Origin of the sequence: Flavobacterium galactosidilyticum, from assembly GCF_020911945.1 — a bacterium.
GTDB lineage: Bacteria > Bacteroidota > Bacteroidia > Flavobacteriales > Flavobacteriaceae > Flavobacterium > Flavobacterium galactosidilyticum.
The window spans coordinates 505,471-525,450 of record NZ_CP087135.1 but is presented as its reverse complement, the minus strand read 5'-3'; the positions used below and the strand labels follow the sequence as shown (position 1 = coordinate 525,450).

The window sequence follows — 19,980 nt, the reverse complement described above, 5'->3', positions numbered from 1 at the left end:
TAATGGAAATTAGTATTATCATACTGTGTCTAATACTAAGTGCTTTTTTTTCAGGAATGGAGATAGCTTTTGTCTCGTCGAATAAGATATATCTTGAAATTGAAAAAAAACAAGATAATTTTCTTTCAAATATTCTTACAAAACTTACGGAGAAACCCATAAACTTCGTAGTAACCATGTTTATAGGTAACTCTATTGCTATGGTTGTCTACGCTTTCTTTATGGGCGATTTGTTGATGAAGTGGTTCGGTTCTTTAGGACTTTTCATGTCGGAAGGATTGACATTAGTGCTGCAAATTTTGATTTCTACGGCGGTACTATTATTCACAGCAGAGTTTCTTCCTAAAGTTTTCTTTCAAATTTATGCCAACACACTAATTAAGATTTTTGCAGTTCCAGCCTATTTTTTTTACAAGATTTTCTATTTTATTGCTGCTTTCTTCATTGGAATTTCTGATTATATTTTGAGAAAGTTCTTTAAAACAGAAGGTGATATAACCCCTCTTTTTTTTAGTAAAATCGAATTAGGCGATTATATCACAGAGCAAATGAGCACTGTAGAAGATAATGAGTTGGTAGATTCTGAAATATTGATGTTTCAAAACGCATTAGAATTTTCTGGGGTTAAAGCAAGAGATGTAATGACTCCCAGGACAGAAATAACGGCTATTGATTTGTCAGATTCAATTGAGGATTTACGGCAATTGTTTATTGAAACGGGCTATTCTAAAATTGTGGTGTATCAGAATTCATTCGACGATGTTATAGGTTATGTACATTCGTTTGATATGTTTAAAAAGCCTACAAGTATTGAAGAAATCGTAATTTCTGTGGAATTTGTGCCTCAAACAATATTTATAAAAGACGCTATGAATTTGCTTACTAAAAAGCGGAAAAGTGTTGCTGTGGTCTTAGATGAATACGGCGGAACATCAGGGATTATAACTCTTGAAGATATTGTAGAAGAACTTTTTGGTGAAATTCAAGACGAGCACGATTCAGATGAGGAATTAATTGAGAAAGAACTTGGTAATGGTGCTTTTATGTTTTCAGCTCGATTAGATGTTGAGTATCTGAACGAAACCTATAAGCTTAATATTCCAGAAGAGGATTCTTATGGAACGCTTGGTGGATTTATAGTAGATCACACTAAAGAAATTCCGCAAAAGGGAGCTGTGATAGCAATAGGAATTTACAGTTTTGTGATCGAAGAGGCTACAAATAAGAAAATAGAATTGGTTAAAATGACCGTGCAAGAGTGATTTTTATTGGCAAAGTGAAAATTGTTGCAAAATAAAACGCTACTAGTATTATTATTAACTAGATAATTGTATTTTCGCAAACTGAATATAAAAATTAACAACAATAAAATGGCAGTTTTACAAAAAATTAGACAACGTTCACTTCTTCTGATACTAGTTATTGGATTTTGTTTATTAGCATTTATCATAGGTGATATATTCAATAGTGGAGGTTTCAATAGTACTTCTAAAGATGTTGGAAGTATTGATGGAAAAGACATTTCGTTTGAAGACTTTAGAGTTAAAGTGAGCAATGTTGAAAAAAGTGGTCAAGGAATCACTGCAACAGAAGCGGCAAACAGAGTTTGGGATCAAGAAGTTTCTATAGCATTGTTGACTTCTGAATTTGATAAATTAGGATTGAGAGTAGGTGAAAAACACTTACTAGAAGTTTTAAAAGCAGATCAAAATATTGGTGGTAATCCTTTATTTATGAATGCTGCCGGTATGTTTGATGTTGCTAAATTCAAAGAGTATTTTAGAGCTAATCCTGAGCAAGGCCAGTTTTTAAAAGACAGAGAAAAAGATGCTGAGCTAAATGCTAAATATCAATTGTACAATACAATGGTAAAGGCAGCGATTTTTACAACTGATAGTGAAGGTAAAATGAAATACGAAATGGAAGCAAACAAAGTTAACTTTGCTTACGTTGCCGGTTTATATTCAACAATTAAAGATAGTGATGTAAAAGTTACTGATTCAGAGATTGTAGATTACATGAAGAAAAACGAGAAAAAGTTCAAAGCAGACGAATCTCGTGAAATAGAATATGTTTTGATTGAAGACAAACCTTCTACAGCAGATGAAGCTGAAATCAAAGCAAAAGTAAATGCATTGTTAGCAGGTAGCGTGGTGTACAACCAATCAACTGGAAAAAATGATACCGTAGCAGGATTTAGAACAACTAGAAATGTTGTTGATTTTGTGAACTCAAACTCTGATGTTCCTTATGATTCAACTTATGTTGCTAAAAAGGATTTGCCAGCTGTTGATGCAGATAAATTATTTAATCTTGCTCCAGGTGCTGTTTACGGACCTTATATTTATGGAAATTACTATTGTATTTCTAGATCAATGGGAATGAAATCAGGAGTTAATGCTAAAGCAAGTCATATCTTGATTAGCTATGAGGGAACTCAAGTTCCTAATAAAAAAGAAAAAAGAACGAAAGAAGAAGCAAAAGCAAAAGCAGAAAGCATTTTAGCACAAGTTACTGCTAATCCAGAAAGTTTTTTAATGTTAGCTTTTACAGCTTCTGATGATTCATCTTCTCAACAAGGTGGTGATTTAGGATACTTTGGTCAAAACCAAATGGTAAAACCTTTCAATGATTTTGTTTTCAATAGTGGAATTGGAAAAGTAGGTTTAGTTGAAACTCCTTTCGGTTTTCATATTATCAAAGTTACTGATAAACAAGACGGAGTACGTTTAGCTACTGTTGCTCAAAAAATAGAGGCTTCAGAAGCTACTTCTGATAAAATGTTTACGCAAGCAACTAAATTTGAAATGGACGCTGCATCTAAAGATTTTGGTAAAACAGCAAAAGAAATGGGTCTTACAGTTACTCCTGCGGTTTCTGTAAAAGGAATGGATGAAAATTTTGGAGCTTTAGGAAAACAAAGAAACATTGTAAGATGGGCATTTGAAGATGGAGTGAAAATAGGTGCAGTGAAAAGATTTGAAGTTGCTAACGTAGGTCACGTTATTGCAAAAGTAAAAAGTATTGATAAGTCAGGTTTAGTTGCTGTTTCTGTGGCAAGACCTTATGTTGAGCAAATTCTTAAAAACAAGAAAAAAGCTGAATTGATTAAAGCTAAAATGACTGGATCTTCTCTTGAAGCTATAGCAAAAACTGTAGGCGGAACAGTACAACAAGCTACTGATCTAACTATGGAAAACCCAATGTTGGCCAATGTAGGCCCAGAGCCTAAAGTCGTGGGAAATGCATTCGCTTTAGCGGCAAATAAATTATCTGCACCAATTGAAGGAAATACAGGAGTTTATGTGGTTAAAAACACAAGTACGGTAAAAGCTCCAGCTTTGAAAGACTATAAGCCTTACGTAGCTAAACTTGATGCTCAAAAAGCAAATGAAGTGAATAGAGTAATTCCTGCTTTGAAAGGAAATGCTAAAATTGAAGACAATAGACAGCAGTTTAATTACTAATCTAAATAGTAATTAGTCAAAATATTAAATCCCGATACGTTTTAAAATGTATCGGGATTTTTTTTTGTGCTATAATTTTTGTTCTAATTTGAAGAATCCGGTATTGTAATTACTTTCTTTAACGTCACTGTAAATAGTACTTAACAGAAGATTTACTAACGATTTTTTAGTATTGTGCCATAAAATAAATTGAACTTAGTAGGTACTTTATCGTTGAACGAAACAAATATTCAAAATCTTATGTCAATATTATTTCATCATAAGGAATAACAGTTGTGTATCCTTTTTGAGTAAAATATTCCGTTGGATTTTCGTTAGAAATTACCATTACAAAATCACCACCCCAAGCACCTAGACTTTTTATTGTTCCACTAAAATCAGGAAAAAGAGAATCTTTGATTGTTGGTGTTTCAAGGATCGAGCTCATATCTTTTTCGTGTTTTTCAAGTGCTTCTTCAAATGCTTGAACAGTTTTAGCTGCTAAAACTTCACTTGTAGTTTGGTCATTTAAAGTAATAACTTGAGATAAATTATTTTGGCCATTTCGTTTGTATTTGGTTATAGCCGTTTTGCTATTTTGCTTTTTATTGAGATATACAAAGTGGATGTTTGTTGTAAATTTTGGAGAAAAAGGAACTTTTTCGATAATAGGATTTCCTTGTTCTAGATGATATACAATAGGACAATCATTTTGCGCGCAAGCAATATCATAACCACTTCCCCCAAAGCTATTTTTAAGCAGTATAAAGGCATCAATTTGCAACCATTGCCCAATGTTGTTTATCAAGGTAGATGATGTTCCTAAACCCCAATTTTTAGGAAAGGTAAGTTCGGTTGTAATTTTATATCCTTTTGAATTAGTAAGGAAATCTGGATTTAATAAAAATGCTTCTTTAAGGATAGTAATCAAAGTATTTGTAACCGATTCGACTTCAGTATTTATTGGTTTTATGATGTCTGAAATCAAAATAATATCCTCAAACCAAATGCTTCCATCTGAATCATAACTTTTCCATTCTATTTTTTGATTGCATCCTTCTTCTACAATTAGGTTTTGGCCAAATTTTGTAGGTAAAGCAAAGCCTTTGGCACCATCAAGAACTAGGTATTCACCTGTGATTAAAAGTTTTCCGTTACTGTAGAATGTTTTTTTCATTTATGCTGAATTTTTTTTCAGTATTTCTTTTAACGGTCTTAGCTTTTTAAATGCTAAAATCGGTAGTAATTATTTTCTTAATTCTTCAATAAAGGTTACAACTGCACTATGCGTTACGGTATGTTTTTTGAAATGTTTCTGAATTAAATGACGTTCTTCGTCAGTTGCTTCAAACTGGTTGATGATGTTGTTTAAGTGCATTTTCATGTGTCCTTCTTGTATGCCTGTTGTTGTAAGCGAACGCAAAGCAGCGAAGTTCTGTGCCAAGCCAGCAACAGCTACAAATTGCATTAATTCTCCAGCAGACGGCTTTTCGAGCATTTCTAAAGATAGTTTTACCAATGGATGCAAAGAAGTTAAGCCTCCAACGGTTCCTAATGCTAAAGGAATTTCCAACCAAAAAGTAAAAATTCCATTTTCTATTTTAGCATGAGAAAGACTAGAATATTTTCCATTTCGAGCAGCGTAAGCATGTATGCCAGCTTCTACAGCACGGAAATCATTTCCAGTTGCTAGAACTACTGCATCGACTCCGTTCATGATTCCTTTGTTGTGTGTTACAGCACGAAAAGGTTCTACTTCAGCAATTTTGATCGCTTGTATAAATTTATTAGCAAACTCTTGTGGATTTGGGATGTGTTTTTCTTCTAAATCTTCGATCGCACATGAAACTTCAGCTCTTACAATGCAATTAGGGACATAATTAGACAGAATACTCATTATAACTTCAATCTCTTTTTCAGAGTCGGTAAATAAATCGTAGTTGTGCGCTTCTTCTTTTAATGTTTTCGAAAATTGTTCTAAACACGAATTAATAAAGTTAGCACCCATGCTATCTTTAGTCTCAAAAGTAACATGCAGCTGAAAGTAATTAGGTAGTAAATTAGTTTTGTCATTAAGAACAATGTCTAAAATCCCGCCACCTCTTTTTTGCATATTCACAGTAATTGCTTCTGTTTCTGTGAAAAATTTATTTTTTATCTGAGCAAAGAATAAGTTTAATTTTGATACATCACCTTTGTATATAAAGTGAACTTGACCAATTTTTTCAGTGTTGATTACGGTTGCTTTAAATCCGCCACGTGTGGACCAAAATTTAGCAGCTTTTGCGGCAGCAGCAACCACAGAACTTTCTTCAATAGCCATAGGAACGGTACTATATTTTCCATTAATTAGGAAATTTGGTGCAACTCCTAGGGGTATATAAAAATTTGTTATCGTGTTTTCGATGAATTCATCATGTAATTTCTGTATTTTTTCGTCAGAATTCCAATAGTTTTTCAGCAAGGCGACAGCTTCTGTTGGCGTTGAAAAATATTGATTTGCAATCCATTTTATTTTTTCTTCCTTGGAAAATTTCGAAAATCCACTAATAGCCTTATTCATTCTCAATTGATTATGGTATAATTAGCTGCAAATATACGGTTTTAGTGCTTTTATTGACAATCAATTTATATTCCTTCTAGTTATGATTTTAATATTAATTTTTACATTTAACATAAAAAAGAGTCTATAATTGTAATTTTTTCACTAAAATTGGGCGTTTTTATTTTTAAATAATTAGTATGTACTCAAAAAGAATTATAGCTTTATTTTTATTTGTTTGTTTTACAGTTGTAGGTCAACAAAAAATCACAATAGACGAAATTTATAACGGCACATTTCGCACAAAAGGAATGGATGCGTTGCAGTCTTTAAAAAACACAAATCAGTACACTGTTCTTAACTTTGACAGACAATCCAGAAGTACGACAATTGATTTGTATGATTTTGCAACGTTAAAAAAGGTATCCACTTTAATCGATACAAAATCATTTCCAGCATTAGCAAATGGTATAAATAGTTACACTTTTGATGCTTCTGAAAAACTGATTTTAATTGCATGTAATACCAATCAAATTTTTCGTCATTCATTTACTGCCGATTATTATTTATATAATATTTCTACTAAGGAGCTTAAAAAACCATTTGATTTTCAAGTTCAAGAGCCTACGCTTTCCCCTGATGGCAAAAAGATCGCTTACGCAAAAGGAAATAACCTTTTTGTCTATGATATAGCTTCTTCTAAAACTACTGCAATTACTACTGATGGCCTTAAAAATAGTATTATTAATGGTATTACGGATTGGGTTTATGAAGAAGAATTTGCTTTTGTAAGGGCTTTTGACTGGAGCGCTGATAGTAAAAAAGTAGCTTATATTCGTTTTGACGAAAGTAAAGTGCCTGAATTTTCTATGTCAATGTTTAAGAAAGATTTGTACCCAACAATAGAGACTTTTAAATATCCAAAAGCGGGTGAAAATAATTCAGTTGTCTCTTTGCATATTTATGACGTGAACGCAAATGCTGTAAAGAATATCAATTTAGGTAATTATAATGATTTTTATATTGCTAGAATGGAATGGACGAATGAGGCTAATACGCTATCGGCACAAGTACTAAACCGTCATCAAAATAATTTAGATTTAGTGTTTGTTAATGGTGAAACTGGCGCTGTTAAAGTGGTGTTGAATGAAAAAGATAAAGCCTACGTTGATGTAACTGATAATTTGACTTTTTTGAAAGACAATAGTTTTATTTGGACATCAGAGAAAGACGGATTTAATCATATTTATTTATATGACAAAAACGGAAAATTAAAAAATCAAGTAACAAAAGGGAAATGGGAAGTTACATCGTACTATGGTTTGGATGAAAAGACCAATACTGTATTTTATCAATCAGTTGAAAATGGATCAATTAATAGAGACGTTTATAGAATAGGGCTTAATGGTAAGAACAAAGTGCGTTTGTCCAATGAAACTGGAACTACAAATGCAACTTTCAGTCCAAATTTTCAATACTACATCAGCACTTTCTCTAGTGCAACACAACCCACAAAATATACTTTGAATGAGGCTAAAACTGGAAAACAAGTTCAAGCGATTCAGAATAACGATGCATTGAATGCAAAATTAAAATCGTATAATTTACCTTCAAAAGAGTTTTTCGTTCTAAAAACAGAAAAAGGTAATGACTTGAATGCATGGATGATTAAGCCGAAAGATTTTGATCCTTCAAAAAAATATCCTGTATTTATGTTTCAGTACTCAGGTCCTGGATCTCAGCAAGTAGCTAATAGCTGGATCAGCTCTAATGATTATTGGTTTATGATGTTGTCACAGCAAGGTTACATTGTAGCTTGCGTAGATGGAAGAGGAACTGGTTATAAAGGATCCGATTTTAAAAAAGTAACGCAACTTCAATTAGGTAAATACGAAGTAGAAGACCAAATTGATGCTGCCAAAGTAATAGGTAATTATTCATTTGTAGATAAATCTAGAATTGGTATATTTGGCTGGTCATACGGTGGATTTATGGCTTCTAACTGTCTTTTGAAAGGAAATGATGTTTTTAAAATGGCAATTGCGGTGGCTCCAGTTACTAACTGGCGTTTTTATGATAGCATCTATACAGAGCGTTACATGACCACTCCGCAAGAGAATGCTAGCGGATACGACGATAATTCACCAATAAATCATGTGAACAAATTGAAAGGAAAATATCTGCTAATTCATGGGTCAGGTGATGATAATGTGCATGTTCAGAATACAATGCAAATGATGGAATCCTTAATTCAAGCGAACAAACAATTTGATTCCCAAATTTATCCAGACAATAACCATGGAATTTATGGTGGGAATACAAGGATTCAGTTGTACAACAAAATGACTAATTTTATTAAAGAAAATTTATAATCTAAACCTATAAAAACAATGGTATCAAAGCAGGATGAGTTATTAGTAAAACATTTAAGCAATAGAGGTATTGACCAGGCAATGGTTATGGATCATCCAGCTTCGCTCTTTGTATTGTTTTTTACAGAAATGTGGGAGCGTTTTTCGTATTATGGAATGCGTGCACTTCTAACCGTTTTCTTAGTAAGTGAATTAGTAAATGGTGGATGGGCTTGGACAAACGAAGAAGCGCTAAAACTTTATGGAATTTATACTGGTTTAGTGTACCTAACTCCACTTTTAGGAGGAATGATAGCAGATCGATTTACAGGTTATAGGAAAGCTATTTTAATTGGTGCTTTGGTGATGACACTTGGGCACGCCTCTATGGCTCTTGAAGGATTTAGTGAAAACTTCTTTTATATAGGTTTGCTTTTTATGATTTTGGGTAATGGTATGTTTAAGCCAAATATTTCCTCAATGGTTGGTCAGTTGTATCCTGATACAAGCAGTAAAAAAGATGCTGGTTATACAATTTTTTATATGGGTATCAATGCAGGAGCATTTTTAGGAATGTTGTTGTGTGGTTATATTGGTGAGAAAATCGGATGGCATTACGGATTTGGTTTAGCCGGTGTTTTTATGTTTTTTGGAATGTTACAATTCTTCTTTGCACAAAAGATATTTGGTGTAATTGGACAAGATGTTACTATTGCGAAAAAATCAGAATTATCAGCCGAAGAAAATTCAGAAGTAGAAACAGCTCCTCATATTGTTCGAGATAGATTAATTGTTGTTGGTGTTTTGATGGTTGCTAGTATCTTTTTCTTTTTTGCTTTCGAACAAGCTGGAGGTTCAATGACTTTGTTTGCTAAAGATTATACTCAAAGAGCTTTAACGGGAGATTCGGCAACATTCTTTAAATGGGTTGATGCCATTTTGACAATTTTTCCAATTGCAATTGTAACCTACGTTTTAGTAGGTTTAGCTAAGAAAATTTATGCAAAATATCCATTGACTATAATTTTCACGGCCATTTCATTTGTGATTATTTGGGGATTAGGAATATGGAAAGTAAATCGTGAATTTTCATTAGAAACTACTGAAGTTACTGTTTCTTGGTTCCAAATTTTAAACTCGTTTTTTATAATTACTTTGGCTTCTTCTTTTAGTAAAATATGGGATAAAGTATGGAATCCATCTGGGCCAGTGAAATTTGCTATGGGATTAATCTTTGTTGCTGTTGGTTTCTTTGCATTATCATACGGTAGCTTAAGTATTCCTGATGGAGCAAAAACGGCGTCGGTAAGTATGATATGGTTGATTTTAGCCTACTTCTTTCACACAGTAGGTGAGTTGTGTCTATCGCCAGTTGGTTTATCTTACGTAAGTAAATTATCTCCGAAGAAATTTGTCGGTGTTCTTTTTGGACTTTGGTTCACTGCTTCGGCTATTGCAAACTTTATCGGGAGCTGGACTGGAGCTTATATTGATAAGATTTCAGAAATGTATTCTATCTCTACGTTCTTTATTATCATTGCAGGCGTTCCGTTATTTGCAGCATTGATGCTATTGTTATTCAATAGAAAATTAGTAAAAATGATGCACGGAATTAAATAAGCACAATTAAATACAACATGAATCAAAATACCACAGATCAATTTTTTAAGAGTACAGTTTTAGGTCATCCATCAGGATTATTCGTTTTATTTTTCACAGAAATGTGGGAGCGATTTTCGTTTTATGGTATGCGTGTGTTATTAATAAACTTCCTAACAATGTCGATCATTGGAGACAATGCAGGCTGGGGTTGGTCCTCTGAAAATGCAGGAGCACTTTATGGAACGTATGCTATGTTGCTTTATATCACACCTATTTTTGGTGGAATTATAGCTGATAAATATATTGGTTATCGTTGGGCAGTTGTTATCGGTGCACTAATTATGACATTAGGACACGCTTCGATGGCTATTGATTCTCCTACAATGCTTTATGTTGGTCTAGGATTACTGGTTTTAGGAACTGGATTTTTTAAACCAAATATGACGTCTATACTTTCTGAGATGTATAAAGATTATCCAGAAAAGAAGGATGGAGCCTACACTATTTTTTATATGGGTGTAAACGCTGGTGCGTTTTTTGGAATGATGCTTTGTGGTTACTTGGCTGAAAAAGTGGGATGGCATTGGGGCTTTGGTTTAGCGGGAGTTTTTATGCTTTTAGGAACTTTACAATTTTGGTTGGCCAAACCATTATTTGGATCAATTGGTGAAGTGCCTAATCGTGCTGAAGTTAAAAAAGCTGAAGAACTTGCAAAACAAAGTAATCTTGATGAGGACAAAAGAAATCCATTTACAATGGTTGACAAGGTTTTAATTGTTATTACAACAGTTATTGGTTTGTTATATGCTTTTAACGACCCCTTATCTAAAATTGCATCTATCAATTTATTTCCTTTTAAATTAGGTGCGTTAGATGGTCAGAATGTAATGATTATTGTAGCTCTTGTTTTCTTTTTAATCTTAGTTGTTTCTAGACTCATGAGGTATACAACTGTAATTAGACATCGAATGATTGCGGTAATAATATTTGCATTTTTCACAGTTTTCTTTTGGATGTCTTTTGAGCAAGGAGCTTCTTCACTTGTAATCTTTGCTAGGGATAATGTTGATCGAACTTTAGAAGGAAGTGCATTAACTACTTTTAATATCATCAATACTTTACTTACGATTATTCCTTTATTGATCGTGTCTTGGGTATTAATATTATTAGGTAAACAGTCCTGGAAAAAAATTCCAGGTTCAAATGTCGTTTTGGCAATTTGTTTTATAGGAGTTTGGTCAGTAGCAATATGGATGTTGTACAAAGAATTTACAGCTACATCATCGGAAATTACAGTTTCTTGGTTTAGTATTCTTAATTCCTTTTTTATAATTGCATTTGCATCTACAGTTTCTAAATTATGGGATAGTAAATACAATCCTTCTGCAGCTTACAAATATGGTTTAGGATTAATCATTATGGCGATTGGTTTTGGTCTTTTAGCTTACGGAGCATACGGAATCACAGAAGGAATCAAAGTATCGATGATTTGGTTGGTATTAGCTTATTTATTCCACACTTTAGGAGAGTTATTCTTATCGCCTGTTGGTTTATCTTACGTTAGTAAATTAGTTCCAGCGCGGATGATTGCCTTCATGTTTGGAATGTGGTATCTGGCCATAGCCATTGGAAACAAATTAGCAGCAGTTCTAGGAGGTCAAATTGACAATATTACAAGTCAGTATAGTTTGTCAACGTTTTTCTTGATTTTTGCTATTGTGCCTATTGTAGCGGGTGTTTTGGTGATTGCTTTAAATCCTTTGTTGAAAAAATTAATGCACGGTGTTCACTAATTTTTAAAATTTTTATCAAGTTTTTCAATCTAAAAAAATCGGTGACGGTAATTCGAGCGCTTAATTAAATGGACAATAATATTACAATAGAGCAGATCCAGAATTTCGAGGGTAAATACCCTAAGCAACTTTGGTATTTGTTTATAGTTGAAATGTGGGAGCGTTTTTGTTTCTACGGCATGCGAGGAGTACTTACTTTTTTTATGGTAGATCAACTACTATTAAAAGATGCTGCTGCTAACAGCTAGGGATTCGTTGGGTGCGAAGCACCAACAATGAAGCACGTGTTGAACGGAACCGGTCACTGGCAGGAACTATGGAATTATCGCAAAATTAATTGAGGAATATTTAGAGGATTTAGTATCCTCTTTTTTTTTGGAGTATTTTTTCAGTTGGTTTTAATCTGTTTTACGTCACAATAGAACATAAGTTCCCTTACCCATAAAATTAACTTTCACAGGAAGTAGCACTTTGGCTACCGCCAAGATACCAAGCAGGCGGACCACGCTGGTCAAAAACCGCTATTCGGTGTAAATTCCCAGTTTTACAACACGGACATTTGGGTAAAAAGGGCTTTTTTTCTACTTTTTCCAATGTTTTAACCTTGAGTTTCTCCTGCAAAAGTTTCAACTTTTGGCGCTTCCAGCTGCTACTCAAAAAGCCATAATGACGGATTTTTACAAAACGTTTGGGCAAAACATGCAATGAAAACCGCCTGATAAATTCCCCGTGAGTGAGCGTCATTTGCTTCTTTGCTCCCGCTACCCGATAATCCTTGTAATCAAAAGTGACGTTTTGATTGTCGATATTTTTTATTCGATGGTTGCTAATGGCGATTTTATGGGTGTATCTTCCTAAATATTCTACCACAGTCTTTGGACTTCCAAAAGGCTTCTTTGCAAAAACTACCCAAGGTTTTCTCCATAATTCTTGACGTATTTGTTCGTATTTAATCGGCTCTTTTGCTTTGAGTTTTTCGCAATATTTCGCCTTAAAAACTTTTGATAAAGCTTTTACTGGAAACAAGAATTTACCATCCATTCTGCTATTTTGCCATTTCCCTTCTTTATTCACTCCTCCACCAGGAACAATACAATGCAAGTGCGGATGCAAACTCAATTGCTGTCCCCAAGTGTGCAAAACGGCTATCATTCCAGTCTGTATATCCTTGGTTTTACCAAATTGTCCTAGCGTTTCCCAAGTCGCTTCAAACAAAATGTCATAAACCATTTTGGGCTGATGAATTGCTAAAGAATTAATACTATCTGGCAAGGTAAAAACCACATGAAAATAAGGTACTGGCAAAAGCTCAGTGGCTCTTGCCTGAATCCAATCTTCTCGCTTGTTACCCTGACACTTTGGGCAATGCCGATTGCGGCAACTGTTGTAACTGATCCTGATTTTTCCGCAACCATCACAGGCATCAATATGGCCACCTAGTTCTGATGTTCTACAGCGTTTTAGGGCAGATAAAGTTCGGAGTTGCCAAGTGTTTAATCCTAAAGTTTCAATTCTTGTTCCAAGCTTTCTCAGCACATCGGCTACTTCAAACCTGGGCTGCATTGAGCAAAAAGAGTATCAAGCGGACTAAATTTTTGTTGGCTCTCTAATTGAGCAATCTGCAAATATTCTATGGTTGTTTCTATATTTTGATGTCCCAAAAGGTCTTTGAGCGTTATGATATCCATACCGTCTTCAAGCAAATGTGTGGCGTAGGAATGGCGTAGTGTGTGTACATGAACTTCTTTGATAATCCCAACGGCTTTGGCGACTTGTTTTACCGCCCATTGTACGCCGCGCTGGCTGTATCGATTGTCAAAATCGCCTCCAGATCGCTCTATCGGCTGACCATTAAAAAGATACTCTTTGGGTTTTTCGGCTTCAATATATTTCTTTAATCCTCGGATTAAATGAACCGAAAGGGGTACATAACGGTCTTTCTTTCCCTTGCCCTGTACCACTTTGAGTTGTTTTCTATCAAAATCTAAATCTTGTAAACGCACCGAACGTGCTTCCATACAACGAAGTCCACAGCCGTAAAGCAAACCGATAAGGACTTTGTGCTTGAGCAATTTAGCCCCTTGGAGCATCGCCCAAACTTCAGCTTTACTGAGTACTACAGGAAGTTTTTTCTCGTGTTTTATAGAAGGTAAACGTAAGTATTCATAAGCTAACCCCTCCGATTTTAGCAAAAATCGAAGACCGTAAACAGTGTGTTTAAAATAGGTTTGTGAAGGGGTTTTCGACTTTTTTTGTAGATAAAAAAGGTAGTCATGTATTTGCTCAGGGTCCAATTCGGTGGGAATCTTCCCAAAATACAAAGCAAGAGAAGCTACATGGAGCGAATAATTTCTAAAAGTACTTGGGCTTCGTCCTAAAACCGAAATGGTGCGCTCAAATCGATCTATTAGTTCCTCAAAACCCGGAACTTCTCGCCTGGCTTGGTTGAGAATATTGTTTTCTCTTAAGGCATCAGGATGCTTTTTTTTGTAGTCATAATAATAGATTTTAGTTATCTTTGAAAAGTACTACTTTTTCGGTTTCGCGCTACCGAAGGTTTAGTTCAACTTGCAGTATGGTGCAATTCAAGCGTTTGTTTACGCTTTTACTTTTATAGGTGGTATTTTTGCTGATAAGATTTTAGGATTCAAGAAATCGTTGTTTTTTGGAGGAATTGTAATGATTGTAGGTAATTTGTTAATTGCATTTTCACCACAAACCTTATTTTATTACGGAATTGCCTTTTCTATTATTGGAACTGGTTTTTTCAAACCGAATATCTCGTCGATGGTGGGCGAATTATATCACGAGAAAGATCCTAGACGTGATGCTGGTTATGGTATGTTCTATGCTGGAATCAATATTGGTGGATTATTTGGTGGTGCATTATGTATCTACTTAGGGAAATACCATTCTTGGACACTCTGCTTTCTAGCTGCAGCAATCGTTATGATTTTTGGATTAGTTACTTTTCTTTTTACCAAAAAACATTTAGGACCAATAGGTAATTCTCCTTTATTAGACCTTTCAGCTTCGAAAAGAAAAACGCGTGAAGTAGCTGTTTACTTAGGATCGTTGTTGAGTATTCCATTTATCTTTATAATGGTGAAAAACACGGATTACACAGATTATTTCATGTACACTATTGGTATAATTGCCCTTTCTTATTTTACGTATGAATTGTTCAAATTAGGAGAGGTAAAGTTGCAGAAGAAATTATTTGCTGCCTTTCTATTTATATTTTTCTATTTCTTATTTAATGCGATTTATGAGCAAAGTGGCGGATCACTATCGTTATTTGCTAAAGATAACTTAAATAGTAATTTGTTAGGATTTACTATTGATCCAAATGTGGTCAACAATAGTTCAAACACTTTGTTTGTTGTGCTTTTAAGTCCAATTATTGGATTGCTTTGGCTTTGGCTGGCTAAAAAGAAATTAGAGCCTAATACATTAATAAAATTTGGTATCGGATTTTTATTTCTATCAGCATCTTTTTATTTGTTTTACTACACTAAGTTTTTTGCCAATGTAGAAGGGATAACCTCGCTTAATTTATTTGCGTTTGCTTATTTTGTGACAACAATTGGAGAACTATGCTTAGGGCCAATAGGAATGTCAATTATTACTAAATTGTCTCCAAAAAAGTTATTTGGAATGATGATGGGATTGTGGTTTTTAGCTAGTGCTTTTGGTCAATTAGCGGCAGGAAAATTAGGAGCGGCAATTTCGCAATCGAATAGTGAAACAACCTTGATGTCTAAACTTCAGTCTTACACTGATGGTTATTATCAACTAGCAATTTATTCCTTAGTTGCAGGAGTTGTTTTAATTGCTATCTCGCCTTTGATTAAAAAATTAATGCAAGAAGTCAAGTAAATTTGCTTTGCGGCATTATATTTGAAAGGGTAAAAATAAAATAATAAAATGAAAAAAATCATAATCGCATTATTATTGTTTACAGGCTCATTTGCAGCTGAAGCACAAGAATTAGTGTGGGAAACCAATGTTAATAAGGCGATAGAAGTTTCTAATAAAACCCAAAAGCCATTGTTGTTATTTTTTACCGGAAGCGACTGGTGCGGTTGGTGTATTCGTTTGCAAAAGGAAGTTTTAAAAACAACTGAATTTGCAAAATGGGCAAAGGAAAATGTAGTTTTAGTCGAACTAGATTATCCAAGAAGAGCCCCGCAAACTGCTGAAATTAAAAAACAAAATGGCGAGTTGCAACAAGCTTTTGGAATACAAGGATTTCCGACTGTAGTCTTTGCAAAAGCTGCTGTAAAAGATGGTAAAGTTAATTTTGAAGGATTAGGAAGTACTGGATATGTAGCCGGTGGACCTACAGCATGGTTGGCGGTAGCAAACGGCTTCTTTAGCAAATAAGTTTTTTAATTAATTCAATTTATAGAATCCCTTTTCAGCAGTGGCGTGAAAAGGGATTTTGTGTTTTTCACAACTTGCTTTCCAGTTTCTTTGTATGTTTTTAAAATTAGATGCGTCAGCAATGACTATTTTCGGTTTCATAGTTATCAATAGGCGATCTAAATTTATCTTAGATGACTGTGTCAGCAGAAGTATATCTGGATTGTTGTTTTTGGGGGAAACACCTGAACTATCCAACACGAATATTTTCTTTCCATTGAAATAAATATAATTTTGGAGCTCTTCTTTGTGTTTTATACTGCTCAAATTTCCAATGCAATATGATTTTAGAACGCTGCTTTTATGAGCTGTTTTCAAAATGCTGTCTTTGGCATATACGGTAATGTCTCCTGCTTTTCTTTCTGCAATCAAAGAATTTCTTTTAGTGTTGAAAATGATTAATTCTTGTTCAGTGGTAGTATTCCAGTATATTTTAAAGTAGGAAATTTGGAATATGATGATGGAAATCAAGACCATCACAAGTTTATTAAAAGCGGGTTTTTTGAACCAAATAATCATAGTAAATAGTAATAAATAACTGCTTATTAATACATAAAAATGCAGCGGTATATCCTGAATTATAAACTGTTCGAAAGATGCTATTGTGTTTATTGTTTTGTTCAGATAGTAAATACTCCATTCCAATAATTGGGAAAGAAATATTGGAATTATATTAAATGCTGCTAAAATCATTACTACTACTCCTAAAGCCATTATTATACTTAGCATAGGTATTATGAGTAAGTTAGTTATAAAGAACAACCCCGGAAACTGATGGAAATAATAGATGCTTAGTGGTAAAGTGCCTATTTGTGCTGCAAACGAAACGGTTAGAATGTCCCAAGCATATTTTGAAAATTTCGTTTTTGGATTCCAAAGTGTGGTTAATAAAGGCTGAAGCCAAATTATGAAAAATACAGCTACATAGCTTAATTGGAAACCTACATCAAATAGGAATGAAGGTTCGACGAGTAATATAAGAAGAATAGAAACTAATAAAGTGTGGTAGATGTTTACACTTCGACGAAGATGACTGCCTAGAGCAACAAAAGAAAACATGGTTACTGAACGAACTACTGATGGTGCTAAACCGGCAATAATTGCAAAAGAGGATAATGAGAGTAAAATGATGATTAGTTTAATAAAAGAGCCACGTCTTGTGTTAGGAATAGGCTTTAATAGGAAAGTTACAAATAGCAAAATGAATCCAATATGCAATCCTGAAACTGATAAAATATGAACCGCTCCCGCATATTGATAATCCCGAATAATATCTGCTGAGATTTCTTGACGTTGTCCCAAAATTAACGCAAGGGCGACATTCAATTCGGTTTTGTTAAAATTGTTTTTTTCTAAATTCTGTAATATTCTAGCTCTTAATTTTGAAGAATAATGCCAAACATTCTTTTGGATTTTAGATCCAGTTTTTATTTCACTAATGTCGGCATATAGTTGTGCGTAAATTTGTTTGTTTTCAAGATATCTGCTGTAGTCGAACTGATTTGGATTATTTGGTGGTTTATTTTTAGTCAGAATTCCTTTTATCAATAAAGAAGTGCCGATTTCTAGCTCGTGACTAGCACTGTCTTTTGGAATGTTTAATAGGATTTTCCCTGTTTGATCTTTTTTATCAACACGGTTTATAACAGCAATATATCTGTCACTATAAGAAGAGTTTTTTAGTTTTTCTCTAATAGTAAGGTTTATGAAGTGAGGCTTTTCAAATATGGTGGAGTCGTGAATGTAATTGCTTTTCTGAAAAAAATCAGTGTGTACTATTTGGTTTGAAATACCAATGATGAAAGACAAAAGATACGTTGCAACCCCAAAATAAATCGAGTTTTTATTTTTGCCAAAATAAAAAAGCAGACCAAAAACGATAAATGTTAGGATAAGAATACTGAAAACTACCTGAACTGGCAATTGCACATAATACGCAACTAGCAAACCTAGAACAAATCCAATGGTTATTCTCGCTAAAGGGAATTGCAGTACTTTCATAACTCTAAAGTACATATTTTCAGTAACAAACGGTTTTTTTTGTATGGATATATTTGTTAAGAATCTAAACTATTATGAGGCATAGTTTGTTTTTTTATAAAACCCGATTGATTTGAACAAGGGTATTTCTGTAGTATGGTTCTTTAGTAGAGGAAATAATAACTCCTTTTGAAGTAGAGGAATGGATAAATTTAATTTCATCATCGTTAGCTTCGATGACAATTCCCACATGGTTAATTTGGTTACTTTTATTCGTCTTGAAAAAAACCAAATCTCCTTTTTGAACCTGATCTTTTTTTTGATTTAAAACTACACCAATTTTAGATTGTGCGTACGAGTTGCGCGGTAGCACTATATTTTCTGAGTTGAAAACGGTGTACATTAATCCAGAGCAATCATACCCCGCTTTTGTGGTGCCTCCATATTTATATCTTACCCCAATGTTTTTAGTAGCCACATCAATTAATTGTTCTACTAAGCGCTCTGTTTTTTTATTTTCGGAACGAGAATTTCTTTCTTTTTTTGAAGTGACAATAGGCGATGTTGATTTACAAGCCGTGAAAAAGCTTGCTAATAATATTAGAAGGACGAAATGTTTCAAAAGAGTTTACTTTAATTGATATAAGATTTTGAAGTAAAGGTTAAGTTTGTCGTAAATTATTGACAATGAGCGCGGCCGTTTTTTCGCTTGCACCTATTCCGCCTAATTGCTGTTCTAATAACGCATATTTTTCTAAAAGCGTATTGCGATGATTTGTGTTTAATATTTTTTGAAGTTCTTCTCGAATACGTTTCGTATTACAATCGTCTTGAATCAATTCAGTCACAACCTCTTCATCCATAATCAAGTTTACTAACGAAATGTATTTGAGTGTAATAATTCGTTTTGCAATTTGGTACGATGCCCAACTGCCTTTATAGCATACCACTTCTGGAACTTTAAAAAGTGCCGTTTCTAGCGTAGCTGTTCCTGAAGTTACCAATGCAGCTGTTGCATTTGACAGTAAATCATAGGTTTTGTTTGAGATAAATTTTATATTATCTTGAGTAATAAAATCTTGATAAAAAGAAAAATCTTGACTAGGAGCACCCGCAATTACAAATTGATAATCAGGAAAATCATGAACAACACTTAGCATTACTGACAGCATTTTTGTAATTTCTTGTTTTCTGCTACCAGGTAAAATTGCGATTATTGGTTTGTCGTTTAATTGATTATTTTCCCTGAAAAGTGCTGGGTCTACTTTCGGTTGATTGTGAATTGCATCAATTAATGGGTGACCAACAAATTCGACTGGGTAATTGTGTTTGTCTTCGTAGAACTTTTTCTCGAAAGGCAAAATCACATACATTTTATCAACATCACGTTTAATATCAGTAATTCTATTTTCTTTCCAAGCCCAAATTTGCGGAGAAATATAATAATGGGTTTTCATTCCTAAAACTTTTGCCCATTTTGCAATTCGCATATTAAATCCTGGATAGTCAATAAATATAAGAACGTCAGGTTGAAAACTAAGTATGTCCTTTTTACATATTTTAATATTACCTAGAATGGTTTTTAAATTAAAAATTACCTCGATAAACCCCATGAAAGCTAATTCACGATAATGTTTCACTAAGGTTCCACCTGCAGCTGTCATTAAATCACCACCCCAAAAACGGATATTAGCATTTGGATCTTTTTTGTACAGTTCTTTCATCAAATTAGAACCATGCAAGTCACCTGAAGCTTCTCCTGCAATTATATAATATTTCATATTTTTTCCCTCTGAATAAGATTTTTAAAAAACTAATCTATTAGATTCAGACTGTGTTTT

The 19,980-nt window shown here is 33.8% G+C and carries 13 protein-coding genes and 3 pseudogenes; 8 read left to right on the top strand and 8 right to left on the bottom strand.

The features are described from left to right. The first annotated feature begins 2 nt into the window (after positions 1 to 2). Together LNP27_RS02335 and LNP27_RS02330 are read left to right on the top strand one after the other, a co-directional pair. Entirely contained in the window at positions 3 to 1,262 is a 1,260-nt protein-coding gene (locus tag LNP27_RS02335; RefSeq protein WP_229942915.1) for a hemolysin family protein, read from the top strand. 108 nt (positions 1,263 to 1,370) lie between these two features. Further along, positions 1,371 to 3,467: a peptidylprolyl isomerase gene (locus LNP27_RS02330; RefSeq protein WP_229942914.1), complete on the top strand. Its 2,097-nt coding sequence runs from the start codon at positions 1,371 to 1,373 to the stop codon at positions 3,465 to 3,467. 238 nt (positions 3,468 to 3,705) lie between these two features. Here LNP27_RS02330 and LNP27_RS02325 read toward each other — a convergent pair whose 3' ends face one another. Both LNP27_RS02325 and LNP27_RS02320 read right to left on the bottom strand, forming a co-directional pair. Then, complete coding sequence (locus LNP27_RS02325) at positions 3,706 to 4,623, bottom strand: GYDIA family GHMP kinase (RefSeq protein ID WP_229942913.1); 918 nt, start codon at positions 4,621 to 4,623, stop codon at positions 3,706 to 3,708. 69 nt (positions 4,624 to 4,692) lie between these two features. Continuing rightward, positions 4,693 to 6,009, bottom strand: a complete 1,317-nt coding sequence (locus LNP27_RS02320) for a hydroxymethylglutaryl-CoA reductase, degradative (protein ID WP_229942912.1) — start codon at positions 6,007 to 6,009, stop codon at positions 4,693 to 4,695. 179 nt (positions 6,010 to 6,188) lie between these two features. Between LNP27_RS02320 and LNP27_RS02315 the strand changes: the two genes are divergently transcribed. From LNP27_RS02315 to LNP27_RS02300, 4 genes and pseudogenes are all read left to right on the top strand, one after another. Continuing rightward, positions 6,189 to 8,360: a S9 family peptidase gene (locus LNP27_RS02315; RefSeq protein ID WP_229942911.1), complete on the top strand. Its 2,172-nt coding sequence runs from the start codon at positions 6,189 to 6,191 to the stop codon at positions 8,358 to 8,360. 18 nt (positions 8,361 to 8,378) lie between these two features. Then, complete coding sequence (locus LNP27_RS02310; protein WP_229942910.1) at positions 8,379 to 9,959, top strand: peptide MFS transporter; 1,581 nt, start codon at positions 8,379 to 8,381, stop codon at positions 9,957 to 9,959. A 17-nt stretch (positions 9,960 to 9,976) separates the two neighbouring features. Next, positions 9,977 to 11,734 carry a peptide MFS transporter gene (locus tag LNP27_RS02305; RefSeq protein ID WP_229942909.1) on the top strand — a complete coding sequence of 586 codons (1,758 nt, stop codon included), beginning with the start codon at positions 9,977 to 9,979 and terminating at the stop codon, positions 11,732 to 11,734. Positions 11,735 to 11,802: 68 nt separating this feature from the next. Further along, positions 11,803 to 11,976 (top strand): annotated as a pseudogene (locus tag LNP27_RS02300) (peptide MFS transporter); the annotation flags it as partial. 205 nt (positions 11,977 to 12,181) lie between these two features. On the opposite strand, the gene LNP27_RS02295 reads toward LNP27_RS02300, so the two are convergent. The 3 genes and pseudogenes from LNP27_RS02295 to LNP27_RS15330 form a co-directional block, all read right to left on the bottom strand. Further along, positions 12,182 to 13,297 (bottom strand): IS91 family transposase, encoded by a 1,116-nt coding sequence (locus tag LNP27_RS02295; protein WP_229941399.1) that lies wholly within the window; start codon positions 13,295 to 13,297, stop codon positions 12,182 to 12,184. Beyond that, positions 13,276 to 13,926 (bottom strand): tyrosine-type recombinase/integrase, encoded by a 651-nt coding sequence (locus LNP27_RS02290; RefSeq protein ID WP_229941400.1) that lies wholly within the window; start codon positions 13,924 to 13,926, stop codon positions 13,276 to 13,278. The genes LNP27_RS02295 and LNP27_RS02290 overlap by 22 nt, the downstream gene beginning before the upstream one ends. A 57-nt stretch (positions 13,927 to 13,983) precedes the next feature. Beyond that, a pseudogene (locus tag LNP27_RS15330) lies at positions 13,984 to 14,121 on the bottom strand (tyrosine-type recombinase/integrase); the annotation flags it as partial. Between the two features lie 178 nt (positions 14,122 to 14,299). On the opposite strand from LNP27_RS15330, the pseudogene LNP27_RS02280 reads away from it, so the two are divergent. Next, positions 14,300 to 15,613 (top strand): annotated as a pseudogene (locus LNP27_RS02280) (peptide MFS transporter); the annotation flags it as partial. 48 nt (positions 15,614 to 15,661) lie between these two features. Beyond that, a complete protein-coding gene (locus LNP27_RS02275) occupies positions 15,662 to 16,120 on the top strand; it encodes a thioredoxin family protein (RefSeq protein WP_229942908.1) in 459 nt (152 codons plus the stop codon). A gap of 9 nt (positions 16,121 to 16,129) precedes the next feature. Here LNP27_RS02275 and LNP27_RS02270 read toward each other — a convergent pair whose 3' ends face one another. The 3 genes from LNP27_RS02270 to lpxB form a co-directional block, all read right to left on the bottom strand. Next, positions 16,130 to 18,160 (bottom strand): ComEC/Rec2 family competence protein, encoded by a 2,031-nt coding sequence (locus LNP27_RS02270; protein ID WP_229942907.1) that lies wholly within the window; start codon positions 18,158 to 18,160, stop codon positions 16,130 to 16,132. A 94-nt stretch (positions 18,161 to 18,254) separates the two neighbouring features. Continuing rightward, entirely contained in the window at positions 18,255 to 18,761 is a 507-nt protein-coding gene (locus LNP27_RS02265) for a C40 family peptidase (RefSeq protein ID WP_229942906.1), read from the bottom strand. Between the two features lie 40 nt (positions 18,762 to 18,801). Continuing rightward, positions 18,802 to 19,920: a lipid-A-disaccharide synthase gene (lpxB, locus tag LNP27_RS02260; RefSeq protein WP_229942905.1), complete on the bottom strand. Its 1,119-nt coding sequence runs from the start codon at positions 19,918 to 19,920 to the stop codon at positions 18,802 to 18,804. Between the last annotated feature and the right edge of the window lie 60 nt (positions 19,921 to 19,980).

Excerpts from the sequence above, each read along its gene's own strand:
- LNP27_RS02335 (WP_229942915.1), top strand. The coding sequence starts at position 3 with ATGGAAATTAGTATTATCATACTGTGTCTAATACTAAGTGCTTTTTTT.
- LNP27_RS02330 (WP_229942914.1), top strand. The coding sequence starts at position 1,371 with ATGGCAGTTTTACAAAAAATTAGACAACGTTCACTTCTTCTGATACTA.
- LNP27_RS02325 (WP_229942913.1), bottom strand. The coding sequence starts at position 4,623 with ATGAAAAAAACATTCTACAGTAACGGAAAACTTTTAATCACAGGTGAA.
- LNP27_RS02320 (WP_229942912.1), bottom strand. The coding sequence starts at position 6,009 with ATGAATAAGGCTATTAGTGGATTTTCGAAATTTTCCAAGGAAGAAAAA.
- LNP27_RS02315 (WP_229942911.1), top strand. The coding sequence starts at position 6,189 with ATGTACTCAAAAAGAATTATAGCTTTATTTTTATTTGTTTGTTTTACA.
- LNP27_RS02310 (WP_229942910.1), top strand. The coding sequence starts at position 8,379 with ATGGTATCAAAGCAGGATGAGTTATTAGTAAAACATTTAAGCAATAGA.
- LNP27_RS02305 (WP_229942909.1), top strand. The coding sequence starts at position 9,977 with ATGAATCAAAATACCACAGATCAATTTTTTAAGAGTACAGTTTTAGGT.
- LNP27_RS02295 (WP_229941399.1), bottom strand. The coding sequence starts at position 13,297 with ATGCAGCCCAGGTTTGAAGTAGCCGATGTGCTGAGAAAGCTTGGAACA.
- LNP27_RS02275 (WP_229942908.1), top strand. The coding sequence starts at position 15,662 with ATGAAAAAAATCATAATCGCATTATTATTGTTTACAGGCTCATTTGCA.
- LNP27_RS02270 (WP_229942907.1), bottom strand. The coding sequence starts at position 18,160 with ATGAAAGTACTGCAATTCCCTTTAGCGAGAATAACCATTGGATTTGTT.
- lpxB (WP_229942905.1), bottom strand. The coding sequence starts at position 19,920 with ATGAAATATTATATAATTGCAGGAGAAGCTTCAGGTGACTTGCATGGT.